This is a genomic window from Massilia sp. Masssp93 (genome assembly GCF_059491295.1).
The window spans coordinates 5,703,652-5,726,871 of the sequence record NZ_CP168502.1; the positions used below are offsets into that span (position 1 = coordinate 5,703,652).

Annotated in this window: 21 protein-coding genes; 7 read left to right on the forward strand and 14 right to left on the reverse strand. The window is 63.2% G+C overall.

Annotated features, from left to right (window positions below):
• The first annotated feature begins 211 nt into the window (after positions 1-211).
• Positions 212-1,117, forward strand: a complete 906-nt coding sequence (locus tag ACEN9Q_RS23735; RefSeq protein WP_495626253.1) for a hypothetical protein — start codon at positions 212-214, stop codon at positions 1,115-1,117.
• A gap of 265 nt (positions 1,118-1,382) precedes the next feature.
• On the opposite strand, the gene ACEN9Q_RS23740 is transcribed toward ACEN9Q_RS23735, so the two are convergent.
• Complete coding sequence (locus ACEN9Q_RS23740; RefSeq protein WP_495626254.1) at positions 1,383-2,234, reverse strand: NAD(P)H-binding protein; 852 nt, start codon at positions 2,232-2,234, stop codon at positions 1,383-1,385.
• 62 nt (positions 2,235-2,296) lie between these two features.
• Here ACEN9Q_RS23740 and ACEN9Q_RS23745 point away from each other — a divergent pair, with 62 nt between their 5' ends.
• Positions 2,297-3,280 carry an AraC family transcriptional regulator gene (locus ACEN9Q_RS23745; protein ID WP_495626255.1) on the forward strand — a complete coding sequence of 328 codons (984 nt, stop codon included), beginning with the start codon at positions 2,297-2,299 and terminating at the stop codon, positions 3,278-3,280.
• A 121-nt stretch (positions 3,281-3,401) separates the two neighbouring features.
• Here ACEN9Q_RS23745 and ACEN9Q_RS23750 read toward each other — a convergent pair whose 3' ends face one another.
• The 6 genes from ACEN9Q_RS23750 to pyrC form a co-directional block, all read right to left on the reverse strand.
• Positions 3,402-3,851, reverse strand: coding sequence for a hypothetical protein (locus tag ACEN9Q_RS23750; protein ID WP_495626256.1), 450 nt, complete (start codon positions 3,849-3,851; stop codon positions 3,402-3,404).
• 200 nt (positions 3,852-4,051) lie between these two features.
• Positions 4,052-4,351: a hypothetical protein gene (locus ACEN9Q_RS23755; RefSeq protein WP_495626257.1), complete on the reverse strand. Its 300-nt coding sequence runs from the start codon at positions 4,349-4,351 to the stop codon at positions 4,052-4,054.
• Positions 4,352-4,501: 150 nt separating this feature from the next.
• Positions 4,502-4,876 carry a 50S ribosome-binding protein YggL gene (locus ACEN9Q_RS23760; RefSeq protein ID WP_056448387.1) on the reverse strand — a complete coding sequence of 125 codons (375 nt, stop codon included), beginning with the start codon at positions 4,874-4,876 and terminating at the stop codon, positions 4,502-4,504.
• Positions 4,873-5,880 (reverse strand): Gfo/Idh/MocA family protein, encoded by a 1,008-nt coding sequence (locus tag ACEN9Q_RS23765; protein ID WP_495626258.1) that lies wholly within the window; start codon positions 5,878-5,880, stop codon positions 4,873-4,875. Before ACEN9Q_RS23765 ends, ACEN9Q_RS23760 begins: the two co-directional genes overlap by 4 nt.
• A gap of 13 nt (positions 5,881-5,893) precedes the next feature.
• Positions 5,894-6,688 (reverse strand): DUF3025 domain-containing protein, encoded by a 795-nt coding sequence (locus tag ACEN9Q_RS23770; protein ID WP_495626259.1) that lies wholly within the window; start codon positions 6,686-6,688, stop codon positions 5,894-5,896.
• Between the two features lie 4 nt (positions 6,689-6,692).
• Entirely contained in the window at positions 6,693-7,742 is a 1,050-nt protein-coding gene (gene pyrC, locus ACEN9Q_RS23775; RefSeq protein ID WP_056448396.1) for a dihydroorotase, read from the reverse strand.
• Between the two features lie 146 nt (positions 7,743-7,888).
• Here pyrC and ACEN9Q_RS23780 point away from each other — a divergent pair, with 146 nt between their 5' ends.
• On the forward strand, positions 7,889-8,626 hold the full coding sequence (locus tag ACEN9Q_RS23780; RefSeq protein WP_495626260.1) for a sulfite exporter TauE/SafE family protein: 738 nt from the start codon (positions 7,889-7,891) through the stop codon (positions 8,624-8,626).
• A gap of 101 nt (positions 8,627-8,727) precedes the next feature.
• On the opposite strand, the gene ACEN9Q_RS23785 is transcribed toward ACEN9Q_RS23780, so the two are convergent.
• Positions 8,728-9,894 carry an IS4 family transposase gene (locus tag ACEN9Q_RS23785; protein WP_495625211.1) on the reverse strand — a complete coding sequence of 389 codons (1,167 nt, stop codon included), beginning with the start codon at positions 9,892-9,894 and terminating at the stop codon, positions 8,728-8,730.
• Positions 9,895-10,147: 253 nt separating this feature from the next.
• The gene (locus ACEN9Q_RS23790; RefSeq protein WP_495626261.1) at positions 10,148-10,873 is read right to left on the reverse strand and encodes an amino acid ABC transporter ATP-binding protein; all 726 of its coding nucleotides are present in this window, start codon (positions 10,871-10,873) and stop codon (positions 10,148-10,150) included.
• 185 nt (positions 10,874-11,058) lie between these two features.
• On the opposite strand from ACEN9Q_RS23790, the gene ACEN9Q_RS23795 reads away from it, so the two are divergent.
• Together ACEN9Q_RS23795 and ACEN9Q_RS23800 are read left to right on the forward strand one after the other, a co-directional pair.
• Positions 11,059-12,330, forward strand: a complete 1,272-nt coding sequence (locus ACEN9Q_RS23795) for a dicarboxylate/amino acid:cation symporter (protein ID WP_495626262.1) — start codon at positions 11,059-11,061, stop codon at positions 12,328-12,330.
• Between the two features lie 74 nt (positions 12,331-12,404).
• Positions 12,405-13,475, forward strand: a complete 1,071-nt coding sequence (locus ACEN9Q_RS23800; protein ID WP_495626263.1) for a type II asparaginase — start codon at positions 12,405-12,407, stop codon at positions 13,473-13,475.
• A gap of 288 nt (positions 13,476-13,763) precedes the next feature.
• Here ACEN9Q_RS23800 and kdoO read toward each other — a convergent pair whose 3' ends face one another.
• Together kdoO and ACEN9Q_RS23810 are read right to left on the reverse strand one after the other, a co-directional pair.
• The gene (gene kdoO, locus ACEN9Q_RS23805) at positions 13,764-14,636 is read right to left on the reverse strand and encodes a Kdo hydroxylase KdoO (RefSeq protein WP_495626264.1); all 873 of its coding nucleotides are present in this window, start codon (positions 14,634-14,636) and stop codon (positions 13,764-13,766) included.
• Positions 14,637-14,652: 16 nt separating this feature from the next.
• Positions 14,653-16,497, reverse strand: coding sequence for an ABCB family ABC transporter ATP-binding protein/permease (locus ACEN9Q_RS23810; protein WP_495626265.1), 1,845 nt, complete (start codon positions 16,495-16,497; stop codon positions 14,653-14,655).
• 61 nt (positions 16,498-16,558) lie between these two features.
• On the opposite strand from ACEN9Q_RS23810, the gene ACEN9Q_RS23815 reads away from it, so the two are divergent.
• Positions 16,559-16,993, forward strand: coding sequence for an acyl-CoA thioesterase (locus ACEN9Q_RS23815; RefSeq protein ID WP_495626266.1), 435 nt, complete (start codon positions 16,559-16,561; stop codon positions 16,991-16,993).
• Between the two features lie 24 nt (positions 16,994-17,017).
• Positions 17,018-17,362 (forward strand): PhoD-like phosphatase N-terminal domain-containing protein, encoded by a 345-nt coding sequence (locus ACEN9Q_RS23820; RefSeq protein ID WP_495626267.1) that lies wholly within the window; start codon positions 17,018-17,020, stop codon positions 17,360-17,362.
• Here ACEN9Q_RS23820 and ACEN9Q_RS23825 read toward each other — a convergent pair.
• From ACEN9Q_RS23825 to ACEN9Q_RS23835, 3 genes are all read right to left on the reverse strand, one after another.
• Positions 17,316-17,756 (reverse strand): transposase, encoded by a 441-nt coding sequence (locus ACEN9Q_RS23825; RefSeq protein WP_495626268.1) that lies wholly within the window; start codon positions 17,754-17,756, stop codon positions 17,316-17,318. The two genes, ACEN9Q_RS23820 and ACEN9Q_RS23825, sit on opposite strands and share 47 nt — an antisense overlap.
• Before the next feature lie 1,799 nt (positions 17,757-19,555).
• Positions 19,556-21,235: a long-chain-fatty-acid--CoA ligase gene (locus tag ACEN9Q_RS23830; RefSeq protein WP_495626269.1), complete on the reverse strand. Its 1,680-nt coding sequence runs from the start codon at positions 21,233-21,235 to the stop codon at positions 19,556-19,558.
• A 208-nt stretch (positions 21,236-21,443) separates the two neighbouring features.
• Positions 21,444-23,126: a long-chain-fatty-acid--CoA ligase gene (locus tag ACEN9Q_RS23835; protein WP_495626270.1), complete on the reverse strand. Its 1,683-nt coding sequence runs from the start codon at positions 23,124-23,126 to the stop codon at positions 21,444-21,446.
• Positions 23,127-23,220 lie beyond the last annotated feature (94 nt).

Sequence of the window (23,220 nt, forward strand, 5' to 3'; positions counted from 1 at the left end):
ACACTGAGCCATTTGAACACCTGTAACCGGCCGGGAGCGGCCGTTGCTGCAGCCGATCACAGACTCACAGCATGTGGCCAACGACGGACAGTGGTAAACGTCCACAACCGAGTCAATATCATTCTATTAGAACCGGTGTGTCGGGTTTTGCTTCCTCCTGCAGCTTCTCAGAAGAACGTACCATTCCACAAAATAAATACAAACTTACACTATGAAGAGCCTTCCGAACTGGATGCAATTAAAGGATGGATTTATCGATTTCGCAGAATTGGCGATGGAATTGATTGGGAGATCGGAAGATGATCCTAAATATCTGAAGTTCGCCGCCGTGAATGCGCAGGTCGCCCTGGAATTATTCTTGAAGTACTACTATTCGAAAAATGGCAAAGTCGTCGAGATTCAAAAAAAGAAAAACGGCATTCCGCAAGAAGAATTCATCGAGCATTCGCAGATATTAAATCATTATTATGCGGAGAGAAAATGGTCCTATGGTGTGAAGAGAGAACTTGTTTTTATGATGGAGGCAAGAAATTCCATACTTCATCGGGCCCAGCAAACCGATTGGAGTTCCGAGCTGGCCACGAGTGTCGTTAGAACACTCTTCTTTATTCACAGCACCTGGTATTCAGATTTCGGTAACTGCTTGTTTGAAAGAAGTTACGGGAAACCTCAGCCGCTCTCTCGGAACAAGGTATGGCGGACAGGTGTCGACAGTTTCGTGCATCAGCTTTCTGACTTGCACGATATGGAGATCCGAACGTGTTTGACGTGCAAGCATCAAGCTGTGGTCGCGGGCGAGTTTTTCGGATTGGAAGGTGCGGAAGGTGACGAGTATCTAGTTTGCCTCAACTGTTTCGACTCGATAGATATTGAGCACGAAGCCCGATTATTGGATTGCCATAAGTGCGGAGAAAAAGCTTACCTTATCGACGCGTTTAACGAACAAGAACATCAGCTTTACGTTGGAAAATGCTCGGAGTGCGGCGAAGATAGTTGGGTGCGGGCTTGCGCAAACTGCGAAATATTCTTCCATCCGGAAGAGGGAGAGAGTGAACTTTACGGCAAATATTTTTGTTCAACAGACTGCTCGGATATGTTTAAGGAAAAGCCAATGTAGCACTGCGCGCTCATCCAGGTGCTGGTGCTTTGTGACGGAAACCATTGGCCCGAGAATGCCTGTCTCTGCATCCTGGCCGTCCGCAATGAGTCGGAAATTGCCGTACACCGCCACGGTCAAGGCCAAATCACGATCTACGTCGATGGCAACCCGTCGGCAGCAAAACGTCCCCGACTTCGGAAACACGTAACGCCGCCGACACGTGCCCCAAGCCGACCGCCGGACCGTCGGCTGACCGCGGCACGGCGCCATGGCCTTCCCGCGTTTACCGGACCGCCCACACATCCGCCGCGGCCTGCGCAAAATCGTCGAAATCACGGGCGGGCCGGCCGGTAACGCGCGCCACGGTGTCGGTAACGTCTGCGCCGTAACCCGCGCGGATGGCATCCTGGTCGCGCAGGATCATCTCGAGGTAATCGGCCGGCATGCCTGCCTGTTGAAGCAGTTGTCCCATGCCTTCGCGCGGCAAGGCGTGATGTACGACGGCGCGGCCGGACGCTTGCGCGATCGCATCCGCCGCTTCGCCGAAGCTGAGCGCGCGCGGCCCCGTAATCACATGGGTCGCATGGACGTGCCCGGGTTCGGTAAGCGCGCAGACTGCCACGCCCGCGATGTCATCGGCGTCGACGAATGCGACCGCACCCGTGCCGGTCGCGCTGGCGACTGCCCCCGCCTGCCGGATTGCGGGAAGAAGAAACCCTTCGGAGAAATTCTGGGCGAACCCCGTGGGGCGCAGGATCGTCCACCGCAAACCGGATTCGCTCACCGCCCGCTCCACGTTGCGGCGGCCGGAATCCTGCGGCTCATGCGGAAAGGCGACGCCCATCGAGGACAGTGCGACGACGGATTCGACACCGCTGCCTCGTGCCTGCGCGAGGAACGCGGCGACGACGTCGGACGGATCTTCGACGAACGCCGGCGGCACGAGGTAGATGGCGCGGGCGCCATCTAGGGCCGGAGCGAATGTCGCGGGGTTGTGCCAATCGAACACGACATTGCCACCATCGCCGCGGCGGCCCGCCGGCCGCGCGACCTGGCCGCGCCGGGCAAGGTGGTTGAGCAGGCGGCGCCCCGTTTTTCCGGTGGCGCCCGTTACCAATATGGGAGAAGCGTGCATGACGAAATCCTTGATCTGTTTTGTAGGAGACGTCACTATAGGAATAAATTCCGATCGAAAGAATGCACGAAACCCTCGATTCCATGTTCAAACGTATCGACTCATGTACTGATGCTCTAACGCAAGTGCTGGAAGCGGCCCAGCTCGGCGGGCGCCTGTCGGCCTCGATTTCGGTCAGGGCGCCGTGGGGCTTGCGGTTCGGGCACGTCGAGCGGCTGGCCGGCTTCCATGTGGTATCCCGCGGGGTTTGCTGGCTGCTTTGCGAAGGGGATGACGCACCGGTTCGGCTGGAGCCTGGCGACCTGGTCCTGTTACCGCATGGCACAGCGCACGTCTTGTGCGATGACCCTGCCAGCGAAGCCATCGATCTGCACGCCTACGCCGCGAATATCGCCCCCGGCCAGACGTTGGCTTTGCCCGACGGAAGTGGACCGGAATGCGCGCTGCTATGCGGTTCCTATTCATTGTCGCTCGACGGCCGCTACCCATTGCTGCACGGCCTGCCACGGCTGATCCATCTGCGGGCGGCGCAAATTGCCGAAGGGGCGCTGGCCGCCACGGTCCGGATGCTGGAAGCGGAAGCCGCGCAAGGGGCGCCCGGCTCTTCGCTCGTCATCGATCGCCTGATCGATCTGCTGTTCGTTCATGCGCTGCGCACCTGGCTCGCGATCCAGGCCGACGGGGCGAGCGACAGCTGGTTCGGCGCGCTCGCAGATCCGGTCGTCGGCCCCGCGTTGCAGGCGGTCCACGCCGATCCGACTTTCAACTGGACCGTGGAGACATTGGCGCGCGCGGTCGGGCTATCGCGCGCACCGTTCGCGCGCCGCTTCCGCAGTGCCGTCGGCGAGCCGCCCCTGTCGTATATAACGCGTTGGCGCATGGCCGTCGCGGCCGGGTTCCTGGAGCAAGGCGAGCGCGCGGCGCGCGTGGCAGGACGGGTCGGATACGACGACGAATTCGCGTTTGCCAAAGCGTTCAAGCGGGTGCGCGGCATTTCGCCGGGCGAACACCGGCGCCGTTATGCCGGCGCAAGCGCCGGGACATGACTGGCTTCGAAACGCTCGCATGCATTCACTGAGAGTTGGGCAGGCAATACGTGCCCGACAATGAGCACGGGCGTAAAAAAAGCCCGCATCGCGCGGGCTTCGCCGGCATCGGACGATGGAGTTACTGGGTGACCGGCGCGGCAGGCGCCGGGGCAGCCTCCGGTGCCGGAGTGGCCGGCGCGGCCGCATCAACCGACGTCGCAGCCGGTGCCGCCGGGACAGCCGGGGCGGCGGCGGTTGCCGGAGCGGCTTCCGCGGCCGGCGTCGTCGTCGTGGCGGCCATGTCGTCCTTCACGGTGTCGGTCTTCGCGACATGCTTCGTCCTGCTCTTCGCATGCTTGGCGCTCGCCTTCGCTTCCTTGGCGTGCGTCCTGGCCGTCTTCGCGTCGGCGTGCGCTTCCTTCGCGTCGGCTTGCGCTGCCTTGGCTTCGGCCGGCATGGCCTTCGTCTCGGCTTTCGTTGCCTTCAGGTCCGCGTTGTTGACCAGCACGGCTTGCTTGGGTGCGGGCGTCTGGGCGAAAGCTGCGGTGACAAACAGGCCGGCGATCAGGGTAGCGATGGTTTTTTTCATGATGAAGGGTCCTCGGAGTTTATCGGGAAGGTGCACATCGTTCGTGTGTCACTTATCCCTTCAACGAGGTCTTCTGTCCGTCTGTTGACGCACTTTACAAACGGTTACTGTATTGACACGTACTTACACCGCTGCGTGGCGCCGTGCACGCAAACGAAAAAGCCCGCATCGCGCGGGCTTTTTCATGCGTCCGGACCGGATTACTTCGCCGCGACCTTCGTGGCCTTGTGCTCGGCCTTCGCGTGCTTGACGTCGGCCTTGGCTTCCTTCTTGGTGTCCTTGGCCTCGGCCTTGGCAGCAGCCTTCGTTTCCTTGACGTCGGCCTTGGCATCGGCCTTGGCTTCCTTCACGTCGGCCTTGGCGGCTTGCTTCTCCTGCTTGGCTTCGACCTTGGCCGCGGCCGGCGTGGCGGTTGCCGGCTTGGCGGCCGGTGCCGGCGCCTGGGCGAAGGCAGCGGTTGCGAACAGGCCGGCGATCAGGGTAGCGATGGTCTTTTTCATGATGAAGGGTCCTAAGAAGTTTTGGGGTCGGTGCAAGTCGTTTTGCGTTGCACTTGAGCCTAAAACGAAGCGGCATACCCATCTGTTGACGCGCCTTACAAACGGTTACCGCGCTGACAGATCCTTACATCTCGACAGTTTCAGCGCAGTTCAGAAATCGTAGCCGTGCCAGGCATCCTTGAAATCCCTGGCGCGCGCATCGACGACTTCCGGCCGCGCGCGCAGCCATGCGATCACGGCCTCGCGATCGTCTTCCGTCGGCGAACCGCGCTCGATGCGGGCGACCACGCCCTCCGTTTCGCTGAACGGCTCGCGACCGCCGAAGCCGCCGCCGAGCAGACCGCGTTCTTCCAGCGCGCCGAAGAAGTCGTTGATGAAGTCGTGGTACGGCTCGCCGCGCATCGGGGCGTGGAACACGAGTTCGACGTCGAAGCAGTGCTCGCGGAATTCGCCGACGCGCATCTTCTTGCGCTGACGGGCATTCAGGCGCCGCATGCGGCTGGTCGAACGGGGATCGCGTTTCATGGATTCTCCTTGGTTGTCATCGATTGGTCGGCGTCGTACGTCAGCCCGATCTGGCGCCGGACCTCGTCCATCACGCCCATCAGCGCCAGCGTATCGGCGTGCGTCATGCCCGGGCTTTCGACGAGGCCCGCGCGCCAGCAGCGCTGCGCCTCGGCCACCTCGTGCACGTAGCCGTTGCCGACGTAGGGCGTGGGCACGGTGCGCGAGATGCCGTCGGCGCGCACCACCGTCACCGTCTGCGTGCGGTAGAACATGGTGTTCATGCGCACGTGGCCGCGCTCGCCCGCGATCGTCAGCTCGCTCGGCAGGCGCGCGCGCAGCGAGCAGCTGCACATCGACATGCCGCCGCCGCCGTGGCGCAGCAGGATGCCGGTCTGCTCGTCGACGCCGGTCGGGCCGAAGTCGGCGTGGGCCAGCACGGTCTCCACGGGGCCCAGCAGCGCCACCGCGATCGACAGCGGATAGATGCCCAGGTCGAGCAGCGCGCCGCCGCCCAGCACGGGATTGAACAGGCGGTGGTCGGGGCCGACGTCGGCCTTGAATCCGAGGTCGGCGTTCACCTGGCGCACGGTGCCGATCTCGCCCGAGTCGACGATGCGGCGCACCTCGGCCAGCGCGGGCAAAAAGCGCGTCCACATCGCCTCCATCAGGAACAGGTTTTTCGCGCGCGCGAGCGCCACCAGTTCCTCGGCCTGGCGGCGGTTGACCGTGAAGGCCTTTTCGCACAGGACGCCCTTGCCGGCCTCCAGCGCCAGGCGCACGTTCTCGTAATGTGCGGGGTGCGGCGTGCCGACGTAGACGAGGTCCACGTCGCCGGCCGCGACGAGGTCGTCGTACGATCTGTACGCCGTGCCGCCGAATTCGCGCGCGAACTGTTCGGCGCTGGCCAGGTTGCGCGAGCCGACGGCGGCGAGCTGCGCGTCCGGTGTGTCCTCGAGTGCGGTGGCAAAGGCCTTGGCAATCTTTCCCGTGCCAAGGATGCCCCAACGTACCTTGTCGTTCATGGCGCTGTCCTCCTTATGCATTGCTGGCCGGCCGCCTGGGCCGGAACACGGTTGGGTCGAGATAAAACGCTTCGTCCTGGTCCGGCCACCAGCCCGGCACGCCCAGCACGGGCAGCGGCGTGAAGCCGGCCGTGGACAAGCCCTCGGCCGCTATCGCCTTGGACACCGCGGCATCGATCCAGTCGCGGCGCCCGGCGCGGTCGACCGCAAAAAAATCCGCGGCGGCGGGCACGACGCGCACATGGGCCGTGATCGCCTTGCGCGGCACGACGAGCTTTTCCATCAGCGCGTGCCCGAACAGCCACAGTTCGCAATCGCGCCCGAACATGGCGCGCTTGTCGAACAAGGCGTCGCGCCAGCGGTGCGCGCGCAGGTCGTCGACGAGCGCGCGGCCCGCGGCGCCGTCACGCACGACGAGCAGGGCCGCGTTCTCGTCGAAGATGGTGGCGGCGTCGCGCGCCGGCCCGCGCGACTTGCCCACGCCGGCCTGCGCGATCTGCGCGGCCTGCAGGGCATTCAATGCGCGCTTGATGCGCGGGAAGGTCTGCCACACGAGGCCATTGAAGAAATCGTGCAGGTTCGCGCGCGTGGGCACGCAGCCCGTGGCGCCGATGAAGGCTTCGTACGCCATTCCTTCCGGCAGCGCGTCCTGGGGCACGAAGCGCAGCGGTTGGCCGCCGTCGTTGACCAGCCCGAGCCGCGCCGCATTCGCATTGAACGCCGCGATGAAGGGGCCGTCCGTCAAACTGTCGAAAGCGGGACGGACCGTGTCGTACCACGGCCGCGTCCAGTCGATGTCCGGGAACATCCCGTTACAGCATCTTCCAGCCGATCTGTTCGCCGGCGTTCAGCGGCACCAGTTCCTGCTCGCCCATCGGCACCGTCGCCGGCAGGTTCCACGCCTCGCGCGTCAAGGTGATCGTGCCCTCGTTGACGGGCAGGCCGTAGAAGTTCGGGCCGTTCAGGCTCGCGAACGCTTCCAGCTTATCCAGCGCGCCGGCCTGTTCGAAGGCGGTGGCGTACAGCTCCATCGCGTGCAGCGCGGTGTAGCAGCCGGCGCAGCCGCAGCTCGCTTCCTTCGCGTGCACGGCGTGCGGGGCGGAGTCGGTGCCGAGGAAGAAGCGCTCGTCGCCGCTCGTCGCCGCCGTCACCAGCGCCAGGCGGTGTTCCTCGCGCTTCAGGACCGGCAGGCAGTAGTAGTGCGGGCGGATGCCGCCCTTGAAGATCTCGTTGCGGTTGTACAGCAGGTGGTGCGCCGTGATCGTCGCGGCGATCGGGCCTTCGGCCTCGGCCACGTACTCGGCCGCGTCCTTCGTCGTGATGTGCTCGAAGACGATCGGCAGTTCCGGGAAGTCGCGGCGCAGCGGACGCATCACGCGCTCGATGAACACGGCTTCGCGGTCGAACAGGTCGATGTGCTGGTCCGTGACTTCGCCGTGCGTCAGCAGCGGCATGTCGAGTTCCTGCATCACTTCCAGCGTTTTATAGCACTTGCGCAGGTCGGTCACGCCGGCGGCGGAATTCGTCGTCGCGCCGGCCGGGTACAGTTTCACGCCGTGGATGAAGCCGGTGTCTCGCGCGCGGCGGATCTCGTCCGGGTCTGTGTTGTCGGTCAGATACAACGTCATCAGCGGCTCGAACGACATGCCGGCCGGCAGCGCGGCCAGGATGCGGGCGCGGTATTCGGTCGCCAGCGCCGCGGTCGTGACGGGCGGCTTCAGGTTCGGCATGACGATGGCGCGGGCGAACTGGCGCGCGCTGTGCGGCAGCACGCTGGCCATGGCCGCGCCGTCGCGCAGGTGCAGGTGCCAGTCGTCGGGGCGGATGAGGGTGATGGTGTCGGGGGATTCGATGATGGACATGGCGGCTCTCGGATTGCGAACCCCGACATTTTACTCGCACGCACCGCGTCCGGCATGCCTTGTAGGTGCGCACGATACATTGCAATACAGAACGGAAATACCCTTTGGGGCTAGAATCGTCCTATTGTCAACCGGCCCGCGCAAACATGACATTCGAATTGCTTACGCTTGCCCAACTGGCGTGCATCATCGTGTTCGCTTACACGGTCTACGGCCTCACCGGTTTCGGCTCGGCCGTGACGGCGATGCCGCTGCTCGTGCTGTTGATTCCGCTGCGCATGGCGGTGCCGCTGATGCTCGTGTTCGATCTCGTGTCCGGCCTGCTGCTGGGCCTCAAGAACCGCCGCTTCATCGAAAAGCGCGAAGCCCTGCGGCTCATCCCGTTCATGCTGGCCGGGATGGCCATCGGCGTGCTCGCCCTCGTGCGTGCGCCGGAGCACCTGCTGCTGCTCGTGCTCGGCCTGTTCATCCTGAGCTATTCGGCCTGGAGCCTGCTCGTGCGCGGCAAGCCGCAACCGCTGGCGTCCACGTGGGCCGGGCCGTTCGGCGTGGTCGGCGGCATGTTCACGGCGCTGTTCGGCACCGGCGGGCCGTTCTACACGATCTTCCTCACGCGGCGCCTGCACGACAAGCTGACCCTGCGCGCCACCATCAGCGGCGTGCTGTTCTTCAGCGCCGTCGCGCGCCTCGTGCTGTTCACGGGCGCCGGACTGTATCGCCAGCCAGCGCTGCCGCTGCTGGCCGCCGTGCTGCTGCCGTTCGCGCTCGGCGGGCTGTATCTCGGCAACCGGCTGCACCAGCGGCTGCCGGCGGAGCGGGTCAGGCAGGCCGTGTGGGTGGTCCTGATCGCGGGCGGGGCGAGCCTGGTGTTGCGGAACCTGTAAGCGTCGTTCCTGCGCCATGAACCACGTCGTCCCCGCACTACGAACCGCGTCGTCCCCGCGGAGGCGCACTGCTGTCCGGAATAAAATTCTTGACAGTTTCATCAGATGAGGCTCAGCTGGAGCTCTGCCATTTCTTGCTGAAGTCGCCGTCGTTGTCGATAGCGGGAAGCTTCGATCTCGGGGCGCTGAAACAAGGTGGCGCGTATCAGCACGAGACAGTCCCAGAGACTGATCTTGAGCGAGTGCCGCTGCTTGTAGAGCGCCACGAGCAAATAGCTGATCAACGCTGTAAGCACCTGGATGCGCACTGCGTTTTCGCTCCGCCCGAGGAATTTTTTGATTTTCAGGTGCTGCTTGATCCACTTGAAAAACAGTTCGATTCCCCAGCGCTCCTTGTAACGCTGGGCGATCTCGAACGCGGCGCTGTCCAGATCGTTGGTGGCCAGGACAAGCGGCGTGTCCTTTTCCGGGCGAGCGATCGTGATACGCCGTAGCGATGCCAGGTACGGGTTGTCTCGTCCTCCGGGACGCTTATGTTTGAGCCGGACGATTTCATCATTGAGCACGACCCCGGCGGCTTCGGCGGGAATGCTTCTTTCTTCGATTATCTGTAGGCCGGCATTGCGTTTGAACCGGGTAACGAACTGCGCCCCAGCCTGACTGATGGCGTTCCACCAGGCGTAGTCGCAGTAGCCTTTGTCGAAGACGTAAAGGGCGCCCCGAACCAGCGGTACGCTCCAGGCTTTCTCTACGTCGTTCACGTTGGCCGCGCTGAACGAAATCCAGTCTGGCGTCCGGGTCTCGGCATCGAGCAGGACATGGACCTTGATACCCTGGGTGTTGCGGGTGCGGTTTTCTTGTGTCCAACGCTCGAATTCCCGTCCCTTGAGCGTCAACGACGTCGAGTCGAGCAGATACATCAATTCAGCACTATCGCTGCGCAACTGACGCGACACCTGTCCCATCAGCCAATTGGCGACGTCACTGAACACGGTATCGGAGCGCCTGGCGTTCGCATCGGCCAGCGTCGTACGTTTGATCATCCCGGCGCCCAAATGGTAATGGTGAGAGCGGTGATGATTAAAGCCCGTCTCCAGCGCCCGCAAGCCCGGCGCTTCACTGAGCTGCCCGTACATCATTGCGATCAGGTGCTGCCAGTGCCCGAATTTTTTAGAGTACTTGTCGGCCTTGTGTCTTTTTACCAGCCGATCGAACTCCGAGCGGGGCAGGCCCTTTAATAATTCCTGAAAGGTAGCTATGCTGAACATGTTGCGGGGTTTTGGTTTTTTGAGTTTGGCGACTCGGGTATACGCCCGTAAACCAGTCCCTGCAACACCTTCAGCGATTTCCCCTCAAATTATTCCGGACAGCAGTGCGCGGAGGCGGGAATCCAATTTTGCACGCATCGCGGCGACGCCGGGAGTACCTGGGCCCCCGCCTGCGCGGGGGCGACGGTTTGCCCGCGCAGGCGACGTTCTTCTCGCGAGGGGCGGCGTTTTGCTGATAACAATGCGATTGGTGTCAGTGGATGATCCGCGCCAAGAACTCCCTGGCCCGGTCCGACGTCGGCGCCTCGAAGAACGCCTCCCCGGTGCTGTCCTCGACGATGCGTCCCTCGTCCATGAACACGACGCGGTCCGCCACGCGGCGCGCAAAACCCATCTCGTGGGTCACGACCATCATCGTCATGCCGTCGGCGGCCAGGCCGGTCATCACGTCGAGGACTTCGCCCACCATCTCCGGATCGAGCGCGGACGTCGGCTCGTCGAACAGCATCGCGACGGGGTCCATCGCCAGCGCCCGCGCGATCGCCACGCGCTGCTGCTGGCCGCCCGAGAGCTGGGCCGGGAATTTGTCCTGGTGCGCCAGCAGGCCCACGCGCTCCAGGTATGTCAGGCCGTTCGCCGTCGCCTCGTCGCGCGGGCGTTTCAGGACCTTGACCTGGGCCAGCGTCAGGTTGTCGCGCACGGACAGATGCGGGAACAGCTCGAAGTTCTGGAACACCATGCCGATGCGCGCGCGCAGCGCGGGCAGGCGCGTGGCCGGGTCGCCGACCGACGTGCCGTCCACGCGGATCGCCCCTTGCTGGAAGGGCTCGAGGCCGTTGACGGTCTTGATGAGCGTCGACTTGCCCGAGCCGGACGGGCCGCACACGACGACCACGTCGCCGCGCGCGACGCGCGTCGTGCAGTCGCGCAGGACCTGGAAGGGGCCGTACCACTTGCTGACATTGTCGATTTCGATCATCTTGTTTTCACCGAATTTGGGCGTGCTTGACAGCACCCGCAACGCCAAGGATACTGCCGGGACTTGTCAATATCACAGCACCAGGCACCCGGCAACTACCTGATCTTGCACGAGATTGTGCCACGGCGCCGGAACAGGACGGACGATCTCCCCTGTTCCGCAATCTGCCACCACAGAGGAAGCTTATGAACCAAAGAAACCGCCTCACCACCTGGATCCTCGTGGGCCTGGTACTCGGCATCGCCGTCGGCTACGTAGCGAACACCCATATGACCGACACCAAGGGCTTCGCCGAGACGATGTCGCTGGTGACGACGCTGTTCCTCCGCCTGATCAAGATGATCATCGCGCCGCTCGTATTCTCGACGCTGGTGGTGGGCATCGCCAAGATGGGCAATGCCGCGGAAGTCGGCCGCATCGGCGTCAAGGCGCTGGGCTGGTTCATCATCGCTTCCCTGCTCTCGCTGACGCTGGGCCTGATCCTCGTGAACCTGTTCCGGCCGGGCGACGCGATGGCCGCCGCCGGCCACCTGCCGGACATGAGCGCCTCGTCGGGCATCACCGCCTCCGGCCTGACGCTGAAGGACTTCGTCACCCACCTCGTGCCGACGTCGATCGCCGACGGCATGGCCAGGAACGAGATCCTGCAGATCGTGATCTTCTCGATCTTCTTCGGCACCGGCGCCGCCGCCGTGGGCGCGCGCGCCACGCCGCTGATCGACGCCATCGACGGCGCGGCCCACGTGATGCTGAAGGTGACGGGCTATGTGATGAACTTCGCGCCGTTCGCGGTGTTCGCCGCGGTGGCCGGCGTCGTCGCCACGAGCGGCCTGGGCGTGCTCTCCACCTACGGCAAGTTCATGGGCGAGTTCTACCTCGGCATCGCGCTGCTGTGGGCCGTCCTGATCGCGATCGGCGTGCTGTTCGTCGGCCCGCGCCTGTTCAAGCTCCTCGGCCTGCTGCGCGAGCCGACCATCCTCGCGTTCACCTGCGCGTCGTCGGAAGCCGCGTATCCGAAAACGCTGGAAGGCCTGGAACGCTTCGGCGTCAAGAACCGCCTGGCCGCGTTCGTGCTGCCGATCGGTTACTCGTTCAACCTGGACGGCTCGATGATGTACTGCACCTTCGCCTCGGTCTTCATCGCCCAGGCCTACGGCATCGAACTGGCGCTGTCCACGCAGCTGACCATGATGCTCGTGCTGATGCTGACGTCGAAAGGCATGGCCGGCGTGCCGCGCGCATCGCTCGTCGTGATCGCCGCCACGCTGGGCCAGTTCCATATCCCCGAAGCGGGCCTGCTCCTGCTGCTCGGCATCGACCACTTCCTCGACATGGGCCGCTCGGCCACGAACGTGATCGGCAACGGCATCGCCACGGCCGTCGTCGCGAAGTGGGAGGGCGATCTCACCGATCCCGCCCTCGCCACCCAGGACGTCGCGACCGCGCCATTGCGCTAGACGCCCCCCGAATCCAGGCTCCTCCCAAGGAGCCTTTTTTTTGCCTTCCAAAAATTGTTAAAAAAGGAGATTTTATGTTTTTAAAATTCATACGCACCTGCTTCGCACTGTTCCTCTTTACGCTGTGCGCAGCGGCCGCGCACGCCGCGGGACGCCTGCCGAACGTGGTGATCCTCGCCACCGGCGGCACCATCGCCGGTACCGGCGCCACCAGCACGACGACGGTCGGCTACACGGCCGCCAAGGTCGGCGTCGATGACCTGATCAAGGCCGTGCCGGAACTGAAGCAGGTCGCGCACGTGACCGGCGAACAGGTGTTCCAGATCGCCAGCGAGAACATGAGCAACGAGCACTGGCTGACCCTGGCCAAGCGCGTCAACACGCTGCTGGCCAAGCCGGACGTGGACGGCGTCGTGATCACCCACGGCACCGACACGATCGAGGAAACAGCGTACTTCCTCGACCTCGTCGTCAAGAGCAGAAAGCCGGTGGTGGTGGTGGGCGCGATGCGTCCGTCGACCGCGATCTCGGCCGACGGCCCGATCAACCTGTACAACGCCGTGCTCGTCGCGGGCAGCCAGGAAGCGGTCGGCAAGGGCGTGCTGGTCGTGATGAACGATCAGATCAACGCCGCGCGCGACGTCAGCAAGACCAACACGACGACGACGGACACCTTCAAGGCGACTGAACTGGGCCTGCTCGGCTACGTGGTGGGCAACCAGCCGCACTTCTACCGCGCCTCGACCCGCAAGCACACGGTGGACACGGAGTTCGACGTGAGCAACCTGACGTCGCTGCCGCAGGTCGACATCGCCTACACCTACGCGAACGTGGGCCCGACGGCCGTCAACGCGCTGGTCGCCGCCGGCGCCAAGGGCCTGATCCACGCGGGCGTGGGCGACGGCAGCCTGCCGATCAAGGTGCGCCCGGCCCTGTCGGCCGCGCGTGAAAAGGGCGTGATCATCGTGCGCGCCAGCCGCGTGGGCCAGGGCATCGTCGCGCGCAACGGCGAGGCCAATGACGACCAGCTGGACTTCGTGGTGGCCGATACGCTCAATCCGCAGAAGGCGCGCATCCTGTTGATGCTGGCGCTGACCAGGACGAACGACACCAAAGAGATTCAGCGGATGTTCTACACGTATTGATTTTGGATGCATGGTGGGCACGTTCGTTTGTGAGGCCCCCGGCCTCACAAACCCCACCGACGATGTTCGCATTACCGTAGGGTGGGCGGCCCTCCGCCCACGCGGTCAACCAGCGTATGAATGGCCGGTTTATCGTTCATTCCTGAGCCGGTTGAACGCGTGGGCACGGGGTGCCCACCCTACGATGTTCGCGCCGCCGTAGGGTAGGCGGCCCTCCGCCCACGCGCAACGCCAACACATCGCGCGCGTCAACAAAAAATGGCCGCGCTTGCGGCCATTGTTACGTCGTCACACCAGCGCGTGTCCCTGCAGGCGCGTCAGGATCGCCAGCGGACTCGCATCCTTGTCGTACTGGTGCATGGGCGACAGCTGCAGCGTGTGCTCCATCATGTACTGCCCCGCCATCACGGCGTGCGAGGTCTGGTCCGAGAAGCACACCCACGCGCAGCCCGGCGGGAAGCCGAACGTGACCTGCGGCGCGTTCTTCTGGTAGTCGAGGTCGGACTTCATCGCGTCGTGCAGCTGCAGCATGATGTGGTCGTATTCGCTGCGCAGCGACTTCGTCACGTGCAGCATGTTCAGCACCTTCGCCTGCCACGCCGAATACGGTTTCACTTTCGGCAGGAAGCGCCGGGCCACGTCCTCGAACGGTTCGCCCACGCGCCACACGCGCGGCTCGCCGTCCTGGTTCACGTTGGTGAATACCCGCAGCAGGCGCTCGCCGTAGTTCGGGCGCGACGGAAACGAGTCCACGTGCATGCGGCGGTCGTCGGCGCGCCACGATTGCACGCGGTTCTGCACGACCGACGGCCGGAAGCTCGTCGCGCCGCGGCGCAGGTGCTCGCCGTAGCGCGGCACCAGGTTGCCCAGCAACCCTTCGGCCTCGGCGCGGAACCGGCCGATCATCCCGGCCATCAGAGCGCGCGTCGCGTCGTCGCCGACCACGCCTTTCAGGTCGCCGCCGGCCGAGAGGCTGATGTTGCGGGTCTTGGGGTCGCGGATGTCTTCGCGGAACAGCGCCAGTTCTTCCTTGTGCGGCGCGAAACCGTGCTGGCCGAAGTTCGGGAAGTACAGCACCTTGCCCGCTTCCAGCGCGGCGATCCAGGCCGGGTTGCCGTGGCCTACGTCCGCCATGTCGATCTCGACGATCTGTTTTTCCATTCCGTTCACATCCTCATCAATCTTGTACGGCTTCGACCGGCGGCGACGCCAGGTCTTCGTCCTGCCTGGCCTGCTGGCGGTCCCACATCTGCCGGTACAGGCCATCCGCCGCGATCAGGGCCGCGTGCGTGCCCCGTTCGACGATGCGGCCGTGGTCGAGCACGAGGATCTGGTGGGCGTCGGCGATGGTCGACAGGCGGTGCGCGATGACGAGCGTCGTGCGCTGCTTCGCGATTTCCTTCAACTGCGCCTGGATCGCCTGCTCCGACTTCGAATCGAGCGCGGACGTCGCCTCGTCGAAGATCAGGATCGCCGGATTCTTGAGCAGCGTGCGCGCGATGGCCACCCGCTGCTTCTCGCCGCCGGACAGTTTCAGGCCGCGTTCGCCCACCATTGTCGCATAGCCGTCCGGCAGGGTTTCGATGAAGTCGTGGATCGACGCCGCGCGCGCGGCCGCCACGATGTCGGCGCGGCTCGCACCCGGGCGGCCGTAGGCGATGTTGTATTCGATGGTGTCGTTGAACAGCACCGTGTCCTGCGGGACGATGCCGATCGCGTGGCGCAGCGAATCCTGCGTCACGTTGCGCACGTCCTGGTCGTCGATGCGGATCGCGCCCTGCTGCACGTCGTAAAAGCGGAACAGCAGGCGCGACAAGGTCGACTTGCCCGAGCCGCTGTGGCCCACGACCGCCGTCGTCGTGCCGGGCGGGATCGTGAAGTCGACGTCGAACAGGATCTGGCGGTTCGGGTCGTAGTTGAATTCGACGTGCGCGAACTCGACCCGCGCACCGTGCGTGACGAGCGGCCGCGCATCGGGCGAATCGGCCACCTCGCGATTCTGTTCGAGGAGGCCGAACAGGCGCTCCATGTCCGCGAGGCTCTGCTTGATCTCGCGGTAGATCACGCCGAGGAAGTTCAGCGGGATGTACAGCTGGATCATGAAGGAGTTCACGAGCACGAGGTCGCCCAGGGTCATCGTCTTGTCGATCACGCCCTGCGTCGCGCGCCACAGGATCGCCGTGACGGCCGCCGCGATAATCAGGGACTGGCCCGTGTTCAGGACCGACAGCGACGTCTGCGAACGCACCGCGGCCTGCTCGTACTTCTGCAGGCCCTCGTCGTAGCGCTTCGCTTCGTAGTCCTCGTTGCCGAAGTATTTCACCGTCTCGTAATTGATCAGCGAGTCGATCGCCTTCGTGTTGGCCTTCGAATCCAGCTCGTTCATCGTGCGGCGGAAATGCGTGCGCCATTCCGTGACGGTGACGGTGAACGTGATGTACGTGACGAGCGCGACGCACGTGATGCCGGCGAACCAGGCGTCGTAATGCGTGCCGAGGTAGCCCAGCACCAGCGTGATCTCGACGAGCGTGGGCAGGATCGAGAACAGGGAATACGAGACGAGCGAGCTGACGCCGCGCGTGCCGCGTTCGATGTCGCGCGTCATGCCGCCCGTCTGGCGGTTCAGGTGGAAGCGCAGCGACAGCGCATGCAGGTGCCGGAACACTTTCAGCGCGATCGTGCGCACCGCGCGCTGCGTCACGCGCGCGAACAGAAATTCGCGCAGCTCGGTGAACAGCGTGGTCGAAAAGCGCAGCGCGCCGTACGCGACGAGCGCGCCGAGCGGCAGCACGAGCAAGGCGTGCGGGCTGGATGGGTTGATCGTCAGGTGGTCGATCAGCTTTTTCAGCACGAGCGGCACGCCGACGTTGGCCATCTTGGCGCCGACGAGGCAGATCAGCGCGGCCAGTACGCGCCATTTATAGACCCACAAATAGGGCAGCAGGGTGGCGATGGTGGCCCAGTCGTTCCGTTTGGCGTTCGGATCGGCGGGCGGCAGGGAGTTCGGCGGAGAGCGTCGCATGGCAGGGCTCGAAGTTTTATGGTTCAATCGGGAGGATTGTAGCCTTTACCGGAAATTCAAGATGACCCAGCCAGAAAACCAGACCCCGTCCATCACCCGCCTGCCTGAAGGAAAGATGCCAGTGCTGCGGATGATGCCCGCCCCGTCCGATGCGAACGTCTACGGGGACGTGTTCGGCGGCTGGATCATGGCCCAGGTCGACGTCGCCGGCTCGCTGCCGGCCGTGCGCCGCGCGAACGGCCGCGTCGCTACCATCGCCGTGAATTCCTTCGTGTTCAAGAACCCCGTGTTCGTGGGCGACCTGCTGTCGTTCTACGCCGACATCGTCAAGGTCGGCAATACGTCGATCACCGTCTACGTCGAGGTGTACGCGGAACGCAACCGCCTGCAGACGGACGTCGTCAAGGTGACCGAAGCCACGTTGACCTATGTCGCCACGGGCCCGGACCGCAAGCCGCGCCAGTTGCCGCCGCTGGAATCGCTGATCGCGCAGTAAATCGCAGCCCGCCGCGCACTGTCCATGAGCTGGCCGCGCCGCCTGTTCCTGCTGAACGCGGCCGGCTATCCGTTCAGCCTCGGCGTCGCATCCGGTTCGCCGCTGCCGGATGGCGTGATCCTGTGGACGCGCGTGGCGCCCGATCCGCTCGACGCGACGAAGACCCCATCGCTCGCCCTCACCCTGCGCTGGGAAGTGGCGCACGACGGCGCGTTCCGCAACATCGCCGCGAAGGGCAGCGCCGTCGCGACGCCCGCACTGGCGCACAGCGTGCGCGTCGAGCCTGGCATGTCCGGCAGCCGCAGGCTACCGAACTGCGGTTTTAGAACGGCGCCAGGCCGCGTTCTTTCAAGAAGACGAGGCGCTTGAGGTTGTAGCTGGCAGCCTTCAACTGAAGAACGAACGCGGTACGCACAATTCCCATACAACGCACCAGTTTTCCGCCCATCTGGGCCAAGGCGCCGAATACATGCTCGACACGGGCACGCGGCGTGGCAATTGCGCGGTTGCGTCGTTTCTGCGTCTCGGAAATGCCCTTGGTCGCATGGCCGCGCCGCTGAATGTGTACGCGCCAGCCGGCTTGCTTCAACCTGGCTTCGCGTTCAATGCTGGGGTAGCCACGGTCGGCGTAGAGGTTCCGGCTGGTGTTGCTCAGGTCGAGCAGTTCCTCAAAGACGACGGTATCGGCTACGGCAGCATGCGTGATGGCGATCTTGCGGATCAGCTTGCAGCGCTTGTCGACGCTCGCCCGGGGTTTCATCATGACGGCACTCGCTGGCTTGGTTCGATATCAGGATTTTACTTAGCCGTATGCGTCTCGGCCGAGGTTTTTCGAGGTGGCCAAAAGGCGCCGCTACTCACTTTTCCTAATTTCGTCCCTGACGATACCAATATGAAGCAACGACGGAAATCAATGAAATTATTCCCGCGCAAACAAACGCCATTATGGGCGGAGGGTAGAACATTGTTACCCACAAAATACAAGCACCCAACATAAAACTCAAAAACACCGCGATCTGTCTTTTTCGCAACCTTCCGAGCTCGATAATTGCAGCGACTCCTAGAAAAATCGAAGTGATGCTAACGTTCCGCAGTAGGGGCTCGAAACTTAGGCTGCCAGTTATTCGGTACACAACCGCCTCGCTCGCGATAAGAGAAAGCAACCCAACCCCGCAAAGCGCTTTGATTTTCCAGGAGAATTTAAGATCCATGATAACAAAACCTGCGAGATTGGGTTAGCCCCAATATTATCGTCCAGTTACTTCCGACATACTTTTTGGTTTGGATATTTTAGGCGGTTCGAATCGATTTGCGATTGCCTTATTGGCAACGCGCATAACAAACGTTGGGAATATTCATCACGCAGTTGTCGTATGACGCCTGCGCGCCCACTTGAGCAGCTTGATATGCGGCTTCAGCTACCACTATGCAGGCCAGACCCAAGACAACGGTTGCGGCGACAAGAGCGCAACTAACGTCCGCAGCTGTATTTATAATAAATGCCTGCTGCAAAGCAGCATCAAGGGTATTTTGGCACATCTGTTGGTTAGAAGATGTGCACGCGTCACAGCTAGCGCTTCCACTATCGCCGGTGTCTCCAAGGCCGCTACCGTCACCGATACCGATACCGCTATCGCCCGAATCACTAGGTAACCATATTCTCTCTTTCAAGATTTTATTAGTAATAATGCACCGGAAATTACGCGGATTGATTAGTGCTTTAGCCCGACTTCGTTCAAAGGTATTGCTACTTCGCAGACCGAGAAAAGTTTGCAAAAACTCCGAAGACGAACGCATGGTCTAAAGGCCCGATCAGTGACAGTTGCGCTCTTCCTCGAAGAATTTATTTACCCCGCATAAAACGCACTTATTTTTCCCGTCTTCATGCTTTTTACGACTAAAACTATACTTATGGAGCATTCTGGAATGCTATCTAAAAGTAACATTACAAAGATTTAATCTTCATCCTATTTAAATGAATTTGGCGCTTGTATGTTAAACGGTAAGCAGGTGCGGTAAAGTCTGAAGTCTGGCAGTTCTAGAAGCAGACCGGCGCGTGCAGTTTGGTACGCGCCGGGGTGTTGGAGCCCGTGACTGAGTCGAAAGCGCACGCCCACCGTACTGGTCTTCCTGATCCCAAACGGTTACGAGCGCCGGCACTGGTCGAGCTCGCATGCACAAGCAGGGGGGCCGAGGACCGTGTCTGTTACTTCAATGGTAGGCATCGATGTCGCCAAGGGTGGCGATGAACCCGCACATCAGGTTCGGCCGCAGCGACAAGCGCGGCTACATGCTCATGGAGATCACCCCGGGAGAAACGCACGCGCTTCATGGGGCTGGATGACGTGCGCGCCCCGAAGACTGTCCAGCGCTAGCTGGCGGCGTTTCGGGTGGGGGATGGGAAGCCGGAGGTGGAGATTACGACGATCTGGTAGGCGGCCCGCGCCTTGAACACGTCCCCGCGGGGGCGGGGGGATCCAATTTGCGTGCAGTACCGGCCCCCTGTAGAACTTGGGCCCCCGCCTGCGCGGGGGCGACGGTTTTACGGCAACGTATCGCCAGTTACGCCGGCTGCTTCTCGTCGCGCAGCTCGCGCCGCAGGATCTTGCCGACGTTCGTCTTCGGCAGGCTGTCGCGGAACTCGACGTACTTCGGCCGTTTATAACCGGTCAGCTGGTCCTTGCAATACGCCAGCAGCTCTTCCTTGGTGAGCCCCTTGTCCTTCTTGACGACGTACAGCTTGACGGCCTCGCCGGAGTGCTGGTCCGGCACGCCCACGCACGCCACTTCCAGCACGCCCGGGTGCGACGCGACGACGTCCTCGACTTCGTTCGGGTACACGTTGAAGCCCGAGACGAGGATCATGTCCTTCTTGCGGTCGACGATCTTGACGGCGCCGGTCTCGTTCATCACGCCGATGTCGCCCGTCTTGAAGAAGCCGTCCGCCGTCATGACCTTCGCCGTCTCGTCCGGGCGCTGCCAGTAGCCGGCCATCACCTGCGGGCCGCGCACGGCGATCTCGCCGGCCGTGCCGAACGGGACTTCGTTGTCGGCTTCGTCGATGATGCGCAATTCCGTCGACGGCAGCGCATAGCCGATGGTGCCCGTGAATTCCTTGATGTCGCAGCGGTTGGCGGCGACCACCGGCGACGTCTCCGACAGGCCGTAGCCCTCGACGATCGGCGCGCCCGTCACCGCGAGCCACTTGTCGGCCACGACCTTCTGCACGGCCATGCCGCCGCCCGGGCAGACGAGCAGGCCGGAGAAGTCCAGGCCGGCGAAGTCCGGATGGTTCAACAGGCCGTTGTACAGCGTGTTCACGGCCGGGAAGACGTTGACGCGGTAGTTCTTGAGCTCCTTGATGAAGCCTTTGACGTCGCGCGGGTTCGGGATCAGGATGTTGGTGCCGCCCGCGCGCAGGCCCATCAGGGCGCACACGGTCAGCGCATAGATGTGGTACAGCGGCAGCGCGCACACGAATTGCGGCGTCGCGCCGGCCGGGATCTTCGCCAGCGTCGGGGCGAACCAGGCTTCGTTCTGCAGCATGTTGGCGATCACGTTCCTGTGCTTCAGCACCGCACCCTTCGACACGCCTGTCGTGCCGCCCGTGTACTGCAGGAAGGCGACGTCCTCATGGCCGCACTCGACGGGCTTGCGCGCCAGGCGCGCGCCTTCGGCCAGCATGCGCTTGAACGGCACGGCCGACGGAAGCGACCACGCCGGCACCATCTTTTTCACCGTGCGCACGACGAAGTTGACGAGCAGGCCCTTCACGCCCAGCAGGTCGCCCATGCTGGCGACGATGACGTGCTTGAGCTTCGTGTTGGGCGCGACGTCGGCGACGGTGTGCGCGAAGTTCTCCAGCACGACGATGGCTTCCGCGCCGGAGTCGTTCAACTGGTGCTGCAGCTCGCGCGCCGTGTACAGCGGATTGACGTTGACGATGGTGTAGCCGGCGCGCAGGATGGCGGCCATCGCCACCGGATACTGCAGCACGTTCGGCAGCATGATCGCCACGCGCGCGCCCGGCGCCAGTCCCTTCTGCTGCAGCCACGCGGCCATCGCGCCGGACAGCTTGTCCAGTTCCGCGAACGTCATGGACTTGCCCATGCAGGCAAAGGCGTCGCGGTTGGCGTACTTGCGGAAGGAGTCCTCCAGCAGGTGCGTGAGGGAGCGGTACTGCGTCCAGTCGATGTCCGCAGGTACGCCCGCCTCGTACGACTTCAGCCAGAATTTGTCCATGTCATTGCCTCGCTTTTTTTTTCGTTCAATTCAAATCGTGTGCGCAAAAAAACCGCCCGGCGGCGGCTTTCGTCACCCCCGCGCAGGCGGAATGGTGCCCCCGGCACTATTCCCCCAATTTCTGCTCGCGCTATCGCAATGCGTAAAAATTGGGTTCCCGCCAAGGGGCCGCCGAGGCCGGGAACGACGGTCGATGCGTTCCAGTCTTTTACGCCGCCTGCTTTTCCTCGCGCAGAGCGCGGCGCAGGATCTTGCCGACGTTCGTCTTCGGCAGTTCGTCGCGGAATTCGATGTATTTCGGTTTCTTGTAGCCGGTGAGCTCGCGCCTGCAGTACTCCATCAGCTGCTCGGCCGTCAGCTGCGCGTCCTTGCGCACGACGAACACCTTCACTGCTTCGCCGGAGTGCTCGTCCGGCACGCCGACCACCGCGCATTCCAGCACGCCCGGATGCGCCGCGATCACCGCTTCCAGTTCGTTCGGGTACACGTTGAAGCCCGACACGAGGATCATGTCCTTCTTGCGGTCGACGATCTTCACGTATCCGTTTTCGTCCATGGTGCCGATGTCGCCCGACTTGAAGAAGCCGTCCGCCGTCATGACCTTCGCCGTCTCGTCCGGGCGATTCCAGTAGCCCGCCATCACCTGCGGACCGCGGATCGCGATCTCGCCCACACTGCCCACCGGCAGCGGCTTGCCGTCGTCGTCGACGATCGCGATGTCCGTCGACGGCACCGGCAGGCCGATCGTGCCCGTGAAGCCGGGGATGTCGCAGCGGTTGCACGTGGCCACCGGCGCCGTCTCCGACAGGCCGTAGCCCTCGATGATATTGGTGCCCGTGAGCGCCTTCCACTTGTCGTTGACGGCCTGCTGCACGGCCATGCCGCCGCCGTTGGACACTTTCAGCCCGCTGAAGTCGACGCCCTTGAAATCCGGATGGTTCACCAGCGCGTTGTACAGCGTGTTCACGGCCGGCAGCATGTTGATGCGGTACTTCCTGAGCTCCTTGATGAAACCCGGGATGTCGCGCGGGTTCGGAATCAGGATGTTCAGCGCGCCCACGCGCATGCCCCACAGCGCGCACGCCGTCAGCGCGAAGATGTGGTACAGCGGCAGCGCACACACGATGGTCGGGAATTCGACGAGCGGCGGACGGCTCATCGCCGGCTTCGACCACGCCTCCGTCTGCAGGATGTTGGCGATGACGTTGCGGTGCGTGAGCGTCGCGCCCTTCGACACGCCCGTCGTGCCGCCCGTGTACTGCAGGAAGGCGACGTCGGTATTCTTCAGCTGCGCCGGCTGGAACGGCATCTTCGCGCCCTGCGCCAGCGCGTCCTTGAAGCGCACCATGTGCGGGATCGAAAAGTCCGGCACCATCTTCTTGACGTTGCGGACGACGAAGTTGACGAGCATGCCCTTGGCGCCGCCCAGCAGTTCGCCCATGCTGGCCACGACGACGTGGCGCACCGCCGTGTTATTCAGCACCTGCTCGACCGTGTGCGCGAAGTTCTCGAGCACGATGATGGCTTCGCTGCCCGAATCCTTGAGCTGGTGCTCCAGTTCGCGCGGCGTGTACAGCGGATTGACGTTGACGACGGCATAGCCCGCGCGCAGGATGGCGGCCAGCGCCACCGGGTTCTGCAGCACGTTCGGCATCATGACGGCCACGCGCGCGCCCGGCTTCATGCCGCGGCTCTGCAGCCAGGCGGCCAGGCGCTTCGACATGCCGTCCAGTTCCCCGTAGGTGAGGAACTTGTCCATGCAGACGAAAGCGTTGTTCGCCGCATACTTGCGGAACGATTCCTCCAGCAGCTGCACCAACGAGCCGTACTGGTCGGGATCGATGTCCGCCGGCACGCCGGGCGGATAAGCCTTGAGCCAAATCTTGTCCATCGGTGCCTCTGTCTCCAGTGTCGTTATCGTTCTGAGCCCGGCAAGATCTTACCAATCGGACGCCCCCTGCGGCGACCAATTGGCGTCTTTTGTT